Origin of the sequence: Janthinobacterium sp. UMAB-60 (genome assembly GCF_900095235.1) — a bacterium.
Classification (GTDB): domain Bacteria; phylum Pseudomonadota; class Gammaproteobacteria; order Burkholderiales; family Burkholderiaceae_D; genus Janthinobacterium.
This window is the reverse complement of sequence record NZ_LT607485.1, coordinates 384,218-397,260: the sequence shown is the minus strand read 5'-3', so window position 1 is coordinate 397,260 and position 13,043 is coordinate 384,218. Positions and strand designations below refer to the sequence as shown.

Below are 13,043 nucleotides of genomic sequence, written 5' to 3'. Positions count from 1 at the left end.
CCGCGCGCCTGCACTATAATCGGCAGACTATGAATAATCAACGCATCCTCTCGCACTTCCACGAAAGTGCCGAACTCAAGATCCAGGCCGCCACCGTGCTGGCGCCACCCATTGCGCAGGCGATCGACCTGATGTTTTATGCATTGTCCAACGGTAACAAGATCCTCGCCTGCGGCAACGGCGGTTCCGCCGCCGACTGCCAGCATTTCGCGGCAGAGCTGGTGGGACGTTTCGAACGCGAGCGCTTTCCGCTGCCGGCCCTGGCGCTGACGACGGACACCTCGATCCTGACGGCCGTGGCGAATGACTACAGCTACCGCGAGATTTTCTCGAAGCAGGTGCAAGCGTTCGGCCAGGCCGGCGACATCTTGCTGGCCATCTCCACATCGGGCAATTCGGCCAACGTGATGGCGGCCGTGGAAGCGGCGCTCGAGCGCGAAATGCGCGTCGTGGCGCTGACGGGCAAGGACGGCGGCGCCATCGGCAAGATGCTGACGGACGCCGACGTGCATATCTGCGTGCCGGCCGAGCGCACGGCGCGCATCCAGGAAGTCCATCTGACTACCATACATTGCATCTGCGACGGCATCGACGTCGCGCTATTCGGAGGAGACGTGAATGACTAAATTCGGTACTGGCCCAGGCTGGAAACGCGTACAACGCCCATTGGCGACAGCACTGCTGTGCGGCGCCATGCTCACCTCGCTCACCGGCTGCATCGAACTGATGGTCGGCGGCGCAGTGATGGGCGGCGTTGCCGCAGCGGACCGCCGCACCCTGGGCGCCCAGACCGAAGACAAGTCGATCGCCCTGAAAGGCGAGTCGCGCATCCCCTCCATCGTCGGCGATGCCGGCCATGTGAATGTCACCAGCTTCAACCGCCGCGTCCTGCTGACGGGCGAAGTGCGCGATGAAGCGATGAAAAATGCCGTCGAACGCGAAGTGCGCAATATCGAGGGCGTGGGATCGGTGGCCAATGAACTGATCATCGCCGGCCCGGCCAGCTACACCTCGCGCTCGAACGACGCGCTGATCACGGCCAAGGTCAAGGCCAGCCTGGTCGACATGAAAACCATCTCGGCCGCCTCGTTCAAGGTCGTCACGGAAAACGGCACCGTCTTCCTGATGGGCCGCGTTACCCAGCGCGAAGGCACGGTCGCGGCCGACGTGGCGCGCGGCGTGGGCGGCGTACAGAAAGTGGTCAAGCTGTTCGACTACATTTCGGAATCGGAATTGAAACAATTGCAGCCGGACCCGGCACCTGCACGCGTCAACAACTCCGTCGGACAGTAAAGCCCCTAGGCCGTGAACAGAACGATGTGGCTATAATGTCCCCATCATTACGTTATCTGGTGTGAAAACTATGTCAACATCGACTGCCAAATCCTGGAACAAGCCCGCGCTATTTTGTGTGGCGTTGATGGCTGTCGCTGCGATGGCGGCGTTTCTGAACAACAAGCAAAGCGCGCCGGATGTGACTTTCCACGGCATCCATGGCGAGAAAATCACTTCAAACAGCCTGCGCGGCAAAGTGGTGATGGTCAATTTCTGGGCCACCTCGTGCACCACCTGCGTGGCGGAAATGCCGGAGATGATCGACACCTACAACAAGTACAAGGGGCAGGGACTGGAATTTGTGGCCGTGGCCATGAAATACGATCCGGCCAACTACGTGCTGAACTTCGCCGAAACGCGCCAGCTGCCGTTCAAGGTGGCGCTCGACGTGACGGGCGAAGCGGCCAAGGCCTATGGCGACGTGGCCCTCACCCCCACCACCTTCGTGCTCGACAAGCAGGGCAAGATCCTCAAGCGCTACGTGGGCAAGCCGGAATTCGCCGAACTGCACAAGCTGCTCGAATCTGCGATCGCCGGCTAATTGCGCGGCCATCGCACACGCGACAAAACCTTGTTGCCAAGTGTTGCCATACTGTTATAACCTTCCCAGGCGTGATCCGATTCACCTTGTGAAGGCCAGCCGTGCCCCTAGCCGCTCCACCCGACCCGCAACAACTGAAAGCCTGGCTGCTTGCCGCCGGCAACAAGGACGCCATCGCGTTCCGTCAGCTATATAACTGCACATCATCGAAACTGTTTGGCTTCGCTCTGCGTATATTGCATAAGCAAGAGCTCGCTGAAGAAGCCTTGCAAGAGGGTTTCGTCGCCATCTGGAACAATGCCGCCACCTACCAGAGCCATCTGGCAGCGCCCATGACCTGGATGGCCACCATCGTGCGCAACAAGGCGTTCGATGTGCTGCGGCGCAGCGACGATACCGTGGAAATCGATGCCGAACAGTTTGATAGCGAAGTCATGAATGCACTGCGGGATCCCCAGGCCACGCCGATTGAATCACTGCAACTGAGCGGTGACGCCAAGGCGCTGGCGTTTTGCATGTCGGCCCTGGAAGGGCTGCACCGGCAGGTGGTGGCCCTGGCGTTCTATCACGACCTGTCGCACAGCGAAGTGGCGCAGCAGATGTCGCTGCCGATCGGCACCGTGAAGACGTGGATACGCCGCAGCCTGGAACGGCTGCGCACGTGCCTGGAGAAACGGGAGGCATCATGAATATCCGCGGCAATGACGCGCTGCGTCAGAAACTGGCGTCCGAATACGTGCTGGGCACCCTGAAAGGGGGCGCGCGGCGGCGTTTCGAAGGCTGGCTGCACAACGACGCCGATTTGCGCAATATCACGGCCGAATGGCGCCAGCGTTTGGAACCGATGGCGGAATTCGCCACGCCCGTGGCGCCGCCCAAGCGCGTGTGGCAGCAGATCGAGCAGCGCCTGCACCTGAAGCCGCAGGGCGGCTGGTCGCTATGGCGCGATTCGCTGTCGTTCTGGCGTGGCCTGGGCCTGGCGTCGAGCGCCATCGCCGCGCTGCTGGTGATCGTCGTGGCCACGCGCGTGATGGACGCGCCGCAGATCAGCTATGTCGCCAGCCTGACGGACGAGAAAGCGCAAACGGCCCTGCTGCTGACGGCCGACAGCCGCCACGGCGCGCTCGATGTGCGCATGGTGGGCAACGCGCCCGTGCCTGCCGATCGCGACCTGGAACTGTGGGCCGTGCCCAAGAGCGGCAACCCGCGTTCCCTGGGTTTACTGGCCGACAAGGGAAACGTGACACTGGCCCTGTCGCAGCGCGCCATCGGCAACGACGTGGCCTTGCTGGCCGTCACCCTGGAACCGAAAGGCGGTTCGCCGAATCCGAACGGACCGACGGGGCCCGTTTTGTATAAAGGTAACTGGGTCAGGCTATAAGGAAATGTCGGGTTACGCAGCGCTGCTGCTAACCCGACCTACCGGCCTATTTCGGATACAGAATCATCTGCGTGCAACGAAACAGGGCAATCGTCTTGCCCGTTTCCTTGTTTTTCACCACGGCATCCCACACTTGCGTGTTGCGGCCCTTGTGCTCGACCTTGGCCGTGCAGGTGAGCGTGCCTTCCCGGACCGTGCCCAGGTGGTTCGATTTCAACTCGATGGTGGTGAAGTTGTTCGCGCCTTCGGGCAGGTTGACGATGCAGCCATAGCCGGACGCCGTGTCGGCCAGGGTCACGACGCTGCCCGCGTGCAGATAGCCGTTCGGCGCCAGCAAATGCGGCAGCACGGGCAATTCCGCCGTCAGCTGGCCGTCGCCCACGGCCGTGATGACGATGCCCAGGTGGCCGGGCAAGCGGCCGGTGCCGCGCTCATTCAACATTGCTACGGTGATATCGGGATTGCTCATGCTGGTCCTTGTGCGGGTGAATCCGGACAGGAGATGCGCCGGAAAATACTATGATGATAGCAACTTTCCCCACATCGGTTTGACGGCCGCCTATTTCCGGCCGCGCCGCCGTTTCCACCACACCAAACTGCCCGTCAACAGGAACAGCAGCGGCATCAAGCCAAATACCGTAATAAAGGCGCGCCCGGCCACGCCGAACGCCTGGCCCGAATGCAGGGGAAATTGCCAGCCCAGCAAGCGCTCGCCATACGAGGCCATGAGCGGATCGCGGATGCGCAGGGGCAAGCCGCTGCGCGCGTCGAGGGTGATGCGCGTGGCGCCGTCGCCGTGGGCGATTTCGCCAGGCTGGCGCACGCGCACGTCATACGGCTGGTCCTTCCTGGCCGGCAGCACGATGCGCGACACGCGCGCCTGCGGATACAGCAGTTGCGCGGCAGCCATCGCCTGGCCCGCATCAAGCAGGGCGCCGTCCTGGGCCACATTTTTCAATTTTGCCGTGTCCGGCACCGTCGACACGAGCGCCACCAGCGGCACGATCAATTGCGGCAAATTGAAATAGATGCCGGAAAAGGCGAGCACGGCCAGCACGGGCGCGGCAAAGAAGCCCGCCGCCTTGTGAAACGTGTAATAAAAACGGGGCCAGGAGCCACCATGCGACACGGTCAGCGCGCGCTTGATCGCCGTCCACTGCAGGCGCGGCCACCACAGATAGATGCCGCTCAGCGCCATCATCAGCAGCATCACGCCGGAAATGCCCGTGATGGTCTTGCCCGCATCGCCCGACAATACATAGCGGTGCAAATGAAACATGCCCGACATCAATAGCGGACGCGTGAAGCCGAAACGCCCCCAGTCACGCTCGCCTTTGACTTGCAGGGTGTAGGGGTCGACCATCACCTGGCGCACGATGGCCTGGCTGAACGGGGACGGCTTTCCCGCCTGGCGGTACGAGGCCACGTACACGTCGCGCGCATCGGCGGGCGGATTGAGCTGGGCCGGCTTGCCGTAGGCGGGGTCGGCCGTGAGTGCATCCACCACCGCCTGCACGGAGCGCGGCGTCACCTGGAACACCTGGCCGGGCGCGGGCGTGCTCGCCTGCAACAAATTCGGATTCAGATACGCGTCGAGTTCCGGCATCCAGGCGATGGCGGAACCCGTCAAGCCCAAGAGGACGAACAGGGCGCCAAACCACAGGCCCGCATACAGGTGCAGTTTGCTGAGCAGATACTTGATCGAGCGTTGTGACATGGAAACTTTGGGGAACAGGGCTGCGGAACGATAGCATGAAAGCCCCACAGTGAAAATCATGCGCATCAAGAAAGGGAAGAACCGCATAGTACGCTCATGGGAACGTCGGATTCGGATAAAAACGAGCGTTTCAGCACTATCAGCGAGCGCATCGGCATCGCGGGTACAGCTTGCACGGCATACACTTTCCCCTATACTTATCGAAAGGAAAACCATGACCACTTCCCGCCTCCTCGCCGTCACGCTGGGTTTCGCCCTTCACCTGGGTGCCCACGCGGCCGATTTCACCGTCACCAGCACCGACATCGCTCCCGGCCAGAGCCTGGCGAGCGCGCAAGTATTCCAGGGCTTCGGCTGCACGGGCGGCAATCTGGCGCCGCAATTGTCGTGGAGCAATGCTCCCGCCGGCACGCGCAGCTTTGCCATCACCCTGTACGATCCCGACGCGCCCACGGGCAGCGGCTGGTGGCACTGGAGCGTGTTCAATCTGCCAACCAGCACCACCTCCTTGCCTGCGGGGACGACAACGTCCACCTTGCCAGCGGGCGCCGTGCAAGGACGCAACGATTACGGCGACAGCGCCTACGGCGGCGCCTGCCCACCACCGGGCGACCAGCCGCACCGCTACCAGCTCACGGTGTGGGCCTTGAGCGTGGAGAAGCTGCCGCTGGACCAGCACGCCAGCGGCGCCATGCTCGGCTACATGCTCAACGCCAACGCGCTGGGCAAGGCACAGCTGACGGGACTGTATGGCCGATGACATGGACGCGGTGGCCCTGAGCGAGCTGCGCATCGCGCACGGCACCATCGAGGCGCGCCGCGCGCAGACCCTGCGCCGCGTGCCCGTCTTCCAGAGCGCCCTGTGCCGCGTGCGGCAGGGAACGAAACTGCTGGAGTGGGGCGCGCGCCAGGCACGCGCTGGCATGCACGATGTAGTGCTGATGCCGGCGGGACAGGAACTGGGCGTGGCCAACCTGCCCGGCGCGCAAGGCTACCGGGCGGAAGTGCTGAGTTTTTCGCCGGCCCTGATCGCCCGTTTCCGCGCGCGCCATGGTGGCCTCGTCGATACCCAGCTGCGCCAGGCGTCCACGGCCAGCCTGTGCGTGCCGCTCGATGCCCACGCGGCACTGGCCTGGGACCAGCTGACGGCCAGCCTGGCGAGCAGCACACCGCCCGCGCTGCTGGCGCACCAGGCGGAAGGCTTGCTGCTGGCCCTGGCATTGGGCGGCCATTGCGGCCCGCTCTTGCTGGACCGCCGCGATCCGCTGGCCGCGCGCGTGCAGCAAGTGCTGCTGCTGGACCCGGGCGCCGACTGGAGCGTGGCCAAGGTCGCCAGCCATCTGCACCTGGGTGCGTCCACCCTGCGCCGCCAGCTGGCCCTGGAGCAGCGGCACTTCCGCGCCATCCTGGAAGACGTGCGGCTGGGACTGGCCTTGCAGGAATTACAATCGGGAATCTTGCCCATCGGTGACATCGCGGCCGCCTGCGGCTACGCCTCGCCATCGCGCTTCGCGGCCCGTTTCCGCCAGCATTACGGCCTGTCGCCGCGCGACTTGCGCGCCACCGTGTAAGCCCGCTCTGGCGCAAATCACGCAACAAGCACTGACAAGGCGGCGATTTTCTTGCTACTATGCGCCCATGTCTTCCCGCCAGCCCACCCGCAAGCCTTACCCGGCGTCCGCCCTCGCGCGCACGCCGTGGCGGCTGTGCGTGGCTCTGTTCAGTGCGCTGGCCCTCGTGTTCCTGCTGTCGACGGCCGCCTCGCACCTGCACAAGACGACGCTCGACGCGGAAGAGTGCGCGCTGTGCGCCACCGTCATCGACAAGGTGGCCGATCTCGCCGTGCCGCCGGCCATCACCGAGCCGCCCGTCCAGTTACTGCCGTACCGTCTGCTGGCCCTCGCGCCCGCCACCCTGGCGCCCGTCGCCGCCCTCGTCCTGCCGCCCGTGCGCGGCCCGCCTGCCGCCTCACTGTAGTTCCCACGCCGTTTTTCCTTTTTCAGGCTGCCCCTTGTCGCGCTTGCATGCGCGCCGGGCCGCCTGGCGTTGACTATTTTCGAGGTTTACCATGCAACACACACCACGCCTGAGCGCGCTGTCGCTCACCCTTGCCAGCCTGTTTAGCTTTTCCGCCCACGCCGCCGAACCTGCCGAGGCCAATACCGATGCCGCCCCACAAGACATGCAAAAGGTCGAAGTCACCTCCGCCCATCTGAAAAGCGCGCGCATCGAGCTGTCGCCGAAAGTCGGCACCACCATCTACAGCATCGACAGTCACATGGTCGACATGCTGGGCCAGGGCGACAACACGCCATTCAATGAAGTGCTGCTGCGCCTGCCGGGCGTATCGCAGGATTCGAAGGGCTCCGGCGCCCTGCATGTGCGCGATGACCATGCCAACGTGCAATATCGCATCAATGGCGTGCAACTGCCCGAAAGTATCAGCGGCTTCGGCCAGTCGATCGACACGCGCTTGATCGATCACACGGATTTCATGACGGGCGCCTTGCCGGCCCAGTTCGGCCTGCGCACGGCGGGCATCGTCGATATTGAAACGAAGGAGGGTGGCATGACGCCGGGCGGGCGCATCGGCATCATGCTCGGCAGCCACGACCATGTGGAGCCGAGTGCCGAATTTTTCGGCAGCGTGGGCAAGTTCAATTACTACCTGTCCGGCAGCTATCTGGGCAATGCGCTGGGCGTGGAAAACCCGCAGGCCACGCGCAGCGCCCTGCACGACAAGACGCGCCAGAATAAATCGTTCGGCAGCCTGTCATATTTCCTTGATGATAATACCCGCCTGGGCGCCATGTTCGGCACCTACAACGGCCGCTTCCAGATCCCGAACAACCCGAACCAGGCGCCGGGCTTCTCGCTCGCCGGCCACAGCGATGCGCAGGCGGGCACGTCCACCTTGCCGTCGTCGCAGCTGAATGAAAACCAGCGCGAAGTGAACCGTTTTCTGGTGCTGTCGCTGCAAAAAAGCCTGGGCGACATCAATTACCAGGTGTCCGCCTTCCACCAGTATTCGGAACTGCACTTCACGCCCGACGCCATCGGCGACCTGATCTACAACGGCGTGGCCTCGGATGCGCGCCGCGCGAACAGCGCCTCGGGTGCCCAGTTTGACATCAGTTACAAGCTGCACCAGGACCACACCGTGCGCGCGGGCCTGGCCTACACGCGCCAGAAGACGAGCAGCGACAACACGGTGGCCGTCTTCCCCGCCGTGGACGGGGCGCAAGCCTCCACCACGCCGGTCAGCATCCTGGACAACAGCGGCAAGACGGGCACCCTGGCCAGCTTTTACCTGCAGGATGAATGGCATATCAGCAAACCTTTGACCCTGAACTATGGCGCGCGCTTCGACAAGGTCTCGGCCTACACGAGCGAGCAGCAATGGAGCCCGCGCGTGAATCTGGCGTATCAACTGGCGCCGGGCACGGCCCTGCACGCGGGCTATTCGCGCTACTTCACGCCGCCGCCGCAGGAACTGGCGGCGCAAGCCAGCATCGACCTGTACGCGAACACGACGAATGCGCCGGCAATCGGCCAGTCGGACAACGTCAAGGCCGAACGCACGCATTACTACGACGTGGGCATCAGCCACCAGGTCAATTCGAAACTGACCGTGACGGCCGATGTGTACTATAAAAAGATCAACAACCTGCTGGACGAAGGCCAGTTCGGCCAGGCATTGATACTGACGCCATTCAACTATGCGGACGGCTACGCCAAGGGCCTGGAATTGTCGGCCATCTACAGCGAGAAAAACTGGGGCCTGTTCCTCAACGCCAGCACGCAAAAGGCGCAAGGGCGCAACATCAATTCGGGCCAGGCCCTGTTTGGCGCCGATGAGTTGAACTACATCAGCTCCCACTATGTCTATCTCGATCATGACCAGAAATACACGCTGTCGGGCGGCGGCCATTATCACTTCGGCGACTCGCAAGTGAGCGCTGACTTCCTCTACGGCAGCGGCCTGCGCATGACGCCGGACGGCGGCGCGCCCAATTCCGGCCATCTGCCGAGTTACCTCACCGTCAACACGGCGCTCACGCACACGTGGAAAAACACGCCCGTGGGCAAGGTGGAAGGACGGCTGGCCCTGATCAACCTGTTCGACAAGTCGTACCTGCTGCGCGACGGTTCCGGCGTGGGCGTGGGGGCACCGCAGTACGGCGCCCGCCGCAGCCTGTACGCAGGTCTGTCCACAAGCTTCTAAAAGTTACGCGCGAAGACAGCGGCAGGGTGCAACGCCTGCCGCTGTCGGTTGCCGTCATGCTTCAGCTATCGCCCCAGACGATGGGCGCCTGCCCGTGCGCCTGCAGGTAGGCATTCGCCTGGCTGAACGGCTTGCTGCCAAAGAAACCTTTGCTGGCCGACAAGGGCGAAGGGTGGGGTGCCGCCAGCACAAGGTGCTTGCCGGGGTCGATCAGGCTGCGCTTGGCTTGCGCATAGCCGCCCCACAGGAGGAACACGAGGTGTTCGCGCTCGGTGGACAGGTGGCGAATGGCGCTGTCCGTCAGCTTTTCCCAGCCCTTGGCCGCATGCGAGCCGGCTGCCCCGGCGCGCACGGTCAGCACGCTGTTGAGCAGGAACACGCCTTGCTCGGCCCAGTCGGACAAATCCGTGCGCGTGCGCGCCACGTCCACGTCAGCGGATAACTCCTTGAAGATATTCTGCAGGCTCGGCTGCGCGGGATGGCCATCCGGCACGGAAAAGCACAGCCCCATGGTGGCGCCCGGCGTGTGATACGGGTCTTGCCCCAAGATCACGACTTTGACTTGCCCGAACGGCGTCAGGTCGAAGGCGCGAAAAATGGTTTTACCGGGCGGAAAACACGGCCCCGCCGCATACTCTTCCTTCACGAAGGCCGCCAGGCGTTCCCAGTACGGCTGGGCGAATTCCCCCTCCAGCCGCGCCTTCCACGATGCGTCGATGCGTACGTCCATGCCTCACCTCATAGCTTATTCACCAACCATGCTTTTTCAGCACGCCAGTATAGGACGCCCAGCCGCATGAAGTGGACACGATACGAACAGGCAAAAAAAAACCGCCAGCGTGAGCGGGCGGCTTTGATCTGGCGTAAAGGGCTTAGAAATTCAGCGCCGATTCCACGCCGGCGCTGTGCGCCTGTTCATCCGCGTGGTACGAGCTGCGTACCATGGCGCCCACGGCGGCGTGGGTGAAGCCCATTTTATAGGCTTCTGCCTCGAACATTTTAAACACGTCCGGGTGCACGTAGCGGCGCACGGGCAGGTGGCTGTTCGATGGCGCCAGGTACTGGCCGATGGTCAGCATGTCGATATCGTGCTCGCGCATGTCGCGCATGACTTGCAGGATTTCCTCGTCCGTCTCGCCCAGGCCCACCATGATGCCGGACTTGGTTTTCACGTCCGGGTACATGGCCTTGAAATCCTTCAGCAGTTTCAAGGAATGCATGTAGTCGGAACCGGGACGGGCTTCCTTGTACAGGCGCGGCGCCGTTTCCAGGTTGTGGTTCATGACGTCAGGCAAGCCATCCTTGAACAAATTCAACGCTTTTTCCAGGCGGCCACGGAAGTCGGGCACCAGCACTTCGATGCGGGTGTTCGGCGACAGGGCGCGCGTTTGCTGGATGCACTCGACGAAATGGCCGGCGCCGCCGTCGCGCAAGTCATCGCGGTCGACGGAGGTGATGACGACGTAGTTCAGGCGCAGCTTGGCGATGGTTTTCGACAGGTTGGCCGGCTCTTCCTTGTCCAGCGGGTCCGGACGGCCGTGGCCGACGTCGCAGAACGGGCAGCGGCGCGTGCACTTGTCGCCCATGATCATGAAGGTGGCCGTGCCCTTGCCGAAGCACTCGCCGATGTTCGGGCAGCTGGCTTCCTCGCACACGGTGACGAGCTTGTTTTCGCGCAGGATGTCCTTGATTTCATAGAAACGGGTCGAAGCCGACGCGGCCTTGACGCGGATCCAGTCCGGCTTTTTCAGGCGCTCGACTTGCTCGATCGGAATGATCTTGATCGGGATGCGCGACGTCTTGCTGGCGCCTTTTTGCTTTTCGCTCGGGTTGTACGCTGGAGCGGCAGTAGCGGCGGGGGCGGTGCTGGAAATGGTCTCAGAAGTCATGGCTGCAAGCCCTTGAAGGGCGTGTTGGTTTGTTTGCTCAGGCATCCGCTGCCTGAGGCGCGCCTGCGGCGCTGTTTACTTCGCTTACATCGAGTAATACGGTCAATTCCTGGGCCAGGGCCCGCTGCACGTCGGCCAGCGGCGCCAGCACGCCCATGCTGCGCATGTCCACCGTCTTCAGACCGGAATAGCCGCAGGGGTTAATCCAGGAAAACGGCGCCAGGTCCATCGCCACGTTGAGCGATACGCCATGGTAGGTGCAGCCGTTGCCGCGCACTTTCAAGCCCAGCGCGGCGATCTTCGCACCCTTGTCTGGCCCGCCGGCGATATAGATGCCAGGCGCGCCATCGATGCGCTCGCCAGCAAGATTATACGCCGCCAGCACGTTGATGATGGCTTGCTCGATTTTATGCACGAACTGGCGCGCATACAGCTTGCCGCCCGGCTTGTTGCGGCGCAAGTCCATCAGCAAATAAATCACCACCTGGCCGGGGCCGTGGAAGGTGACTTCGCCGCCACGGTCCGTCTGCACCACGGGCACATTCTCCGCGCCGGCCAGCAGGTGGCCGCGGTCGGCCGCCAGGCCCAGGGTGAACACGGGCGGATGCTCGACGATCCACAGTTCATCGCGCGTGTCGGTCGTGCGCGCGTCGGTAAACGCGCGCATGGCGGCAAAGGTCGGCTCGTAATCGACGCGGCCCAGCTCGCGGATCAGCGCCGTTTCGGTGCGGGTGGTGGTCATGACAGATTCTGTAATCAGCTGCCGGCGCCCTGCGGACGCTGCGGCGAAGCCGTGATTATAAGCCAGGCCGCCGTTTCATTCCGGGGCGGACTCTGGCAACAACAGCAATCTGCCCAATTTTTGTGCAGCATGGCGTATCTGGGCCCCATTCAGGGCCGTGTAGCCGAGCAGCACGGCCGGCGCCAATTTTGCGCTGTGGCAAAAATCGCCGAGCGGCTGCAGCGCCAGCCCGTCCTGCGCGGCGCGCGCGCAAAACGCCCGTTCGTCGCTGTCCGGCGGCAGCCACAGCACGCAATGAAAGCCCGCCTGCTGGCCGGAAATCGTGTAACGCCCGGGCGCCGTCTGCTCGAGGCAGGCCAGCAACAGGTCGCGCCGCTCCTTGTACGCCAGCCGGGCCTGGCGCAAATGACGCACGAAGGCGCCTTCCTCCATCCAGGCGGCCAGCGCCAGCTGCTGCGTCACGCCCACGGAGCGGCCCGTCAACTGCACGATGCGCAACAGTTGCGGGCGCAAGGGGGGCGGCAGCACCATGAAGCCCACGCGCAGGCCGGCAAACAGGGTCTTGTTGAAACTGCCGCAATAAATCACGCGCTGGTACTGGTCCAGCGCCTTCAGGGCCGCCAGCGGCGCGCTCTGGTAATTGAATTCGCTGTCGTAATCGTCTTCCACCACCCAGGCGCCGCTGTCGTTCGCCCACTCCAATAACGCCAGGCGGCGCGTGACGGACATGGTCACGCCCAGCGGCGACTGGTGCGCCGGCGTCACATACGCGAGGCAGGCGTCGGTGTGCGCGGCCAGGGCGGCGCAATCGATGCCCTCGGCGTCGACGGTAATGTCCACCGGCACGGCGCCGGCCAGGGCGAACAGGGCGCGCGCGGCCGGGTAGCCCGGTTCTTCCAGGCATACCTTGTCGCCATCGCGCACGATGCCGCGCGCCAGCAAGTCGATCGCGTGGCGGATGCCGGTGGTAACAACGATGTCTTGCGGGTCGCAGCGGATGCCGCGGTATTTGGCGAGGAAGTCGGCGATCTGCTGGCGCAGCTGGAGCAGGCCGGCCGGATCGGCGCTGCACAGCTGCTCCGGCGTGGCGGCCGCCAGCGCCCGCGTGGCGCACTTGGACCAGGCCGCCATGGGAAACAGGCTGGCGTCGGCGCGCCGCGCCACAAACGGCAAGCCGTCGCGCACGCCCGTATCGGACACAGGTACCGGCTCG

At 63.7% G+C, this 13,043-nt stretch carries 15 protein-coding genes; 9 read left to right on the top strand and 6 right to left on the bottom strand.

Annotation, left to right across the window (positions count from 1 at the left end):
* Window positions 1-29: 29 nt before the first annotated feature.
* The 5 genes from K0F86_RS09770 to K0F86_RS09750 all read left to right on the top strand — a co-directional run bounded on the left by K0F86_RS09770 (window position 30) and on the right by K0F86_RS09750 (window position 3,257).
* Window positions 30-626, top strand: coding sequence for a phosphoheptose isomerase (locus tag K0F86_RS09770; RefSeq protein ID WP_219134195.1), 597 nt, complete (start codon window positions 30-32; stop codon window positions 624-626).
* On the top strand, window positions 619-1,293 hold the full coding sequence (locus tag K0F86_RS09765) for a BON domain-containing protein (RefSeq protein ID WP_219134194.1): 675 nt from the start codon (window positions 619-621) through the stop codon (window positions 1,291-1,293). Before K0F86_RS09770 ends, K0F86_RS09765 begins: the two co-directional genes overlap by 8 nt.
* A 70-nt stretch (window positions 1,294-1,363) precedes the next feature.
* Complete coding sequence (locus K0F86_RS09760; protein WP_219134193.1) at window positions 1,364-1,876, top strand: peroxiredoxin; 513 nt, start codon at window positions 1,364-1,366, stop codon at window positions 1,874-1,876.
* Window positions 1,877-1,977: 101 nt separating this feature from the next.
* The gene (locus K0F86_RS09755; protein ID WP_219134192.1) at window positions 1,978-2,565 is read left to right on the top strand and encodes a sigma-70 family RNA polymerase sigma factor; all 588 of its coding nucleotides are present in this window, start codon (window positions 1,978-1,980) and stop codon (window positions 2,563-2,565) included.
* The gene (locus K0F86_RS09750; protein ID WP_219134191.1) at window positions 2,562-3,257 is read left to right on the top strand and encodes an anti-sigma factor domain-containing protein; all 696 of its coding nucleotides are present in this window, start codon (window positions 2,562-2,564) and stop codon (window positions 3,255-3,257) included. The genes K0F86_RS09755 and K0F86_RS09750 overlap by 4 nt, the downstream gene beginning before the upstream one ends.
* Window positions 3,258-3,303: 46 nt before the next feature.
* Here the strand turns inward: K0F86_RS09750 and K0F86_RS09745 are convergent, their stop codons facing one another.
* Both K0F86_RS09745 and K0F86_RS09740 read right to left on the bottom strand, forming a co-directional pair.
* A complete protein-coding gene (locus tag K0F86_RS09745; protein ID WP_219134190.1) occupies window positions 3,304-3,726 on the bottom strand; it encodes a PaaI family thioesterase in 423 nt (140 codons plus the stop codon).
* Window positions 3,727-3,816: 90 nt separating this feature from the next.
* The gene (locus tag K0F86_RS09740) at window positions 3,817-4,974 is read right to left on the bottom strand and encodes a PepSY domain-containing protein (protein WP_219134189.1); all 1,158 of its coding nucleotides are present in this window, start codon (window positions 4,972-4,974) and stop codon (window positions 3,817-3,819) included.
* Between the two features lie 214 nt (window positions 4,975-5,188).
* Between K0F86_RS09740 and K0F86_RS09735 the strand changes: the two genes are divergently transcribed.
* From K0F86_RS09735 to K0F86_RS09720, 4 genes are all read left to right on the top strand, one after another.
* Window positions 5,189-5,734 (top strand): YbhB/YbcL family Raf kinase inhibitor-like protein, encoded by a 546-nt coding sequence (locus K0F86_RS09735; RefSeq protein ID WP_219134188.1) that lies wholly within the window; start codon window positions 5,189-5,191, stop codon window positions 5,732-5,734.
* A complete protein-coding gene (locus K0F86_RS09730) occupies window positions 5,724-6,545 on the top strand; it encodes a helix-turn-helix transcriptional regulator (protein ID WP_219134187.1) in 822 nt (273 codons plus the stop codon). Before K0F86_RS09735 ends, K0F86_RS09730 begins: the two co-directional genes overlap by 11 nt.
* A 67-nt stretch (window positions 6,546-6,612) precedes the next feature.
* Window positions 6,613-6,951: a hypothetical protein gene (locus K0F86_RS09725; RefSeq protein WP_219134186.1), complete on the top strand. Its 339-nt coding sequence runs from the start codon at window positions 6,613-6,615 to the stop codon at window positions 6,949-6,951.
* A 91-nt stretch (window positions 6,952-7,042) separates the two neighbouring features.
* The gene (locus K0F86_RS09720) at window positions 7,043-9,199 is read left to right on the top strand and encodes a TonB-dependent receptor (RefSeq protein ID WP_219134185.1); all 2,157 of its coding nucleotides are present in this window, start codon (window positions 7,043-7,045) and stop codon (window positions 9,197-9,199) included.
* Window positions 9,200-9,260: 61 nt separating this feature from the next.
* Here K0F86_RS09720 and ung read toward each other — a convergent pair whose 3' ends face one another.
* The 4 genes from ung to K0F86_RS09700 all read right to left on the bottom strand — a co-directional run.
* Window positions 9,261-9,929, bottom strand: a complete 669-nt coding sequence (ung, locus tag K0F86_RS09715; RefSeq protein WP_219134184.1) for a uracil-DNA glycosylase — start codon at window positions 9,927-9,929, stop codon at window positions 9,261-9,263.
* A gap of 142 nt (window positions 9,930-10,071) precedes the next feature.
* A complete protein-coding gene (gene lipA, locus K0F86_RS09710; RefSeq protein ID WP_219134183.1) occupies window positions 10,072-11,088 on the bottom strand; it encodes a lipoyl synthase in 1,017 nt (338 codons plus the stop codon).
* 37 nt (window positions 11,089-11,125) lie between these two features.
* The gene (gene lipB, locus K0F86_RS09705) at window positions 11,126-11,830 is read right to left on the bottom strand and encodes a lipoyl(octanoyl) transferase LipB (protein ID WP_219134182.1); all 705 of its coding nucleotides are present in this window, start codon (window positions 11,828-11,830) and stop codon (window positions 11,126-11,128) included.
* Window positions 11,831-11,905: 75 nt separating this feature from the next.
* Window positions 11,906-13,043: PLP-dependent aminotransferase family protein (locus tag K0F86_RS09700; protein ID WP_257572068.1), on the bottom strand; the 1,138-nt coding region annotated here is incomplete at its 5' end.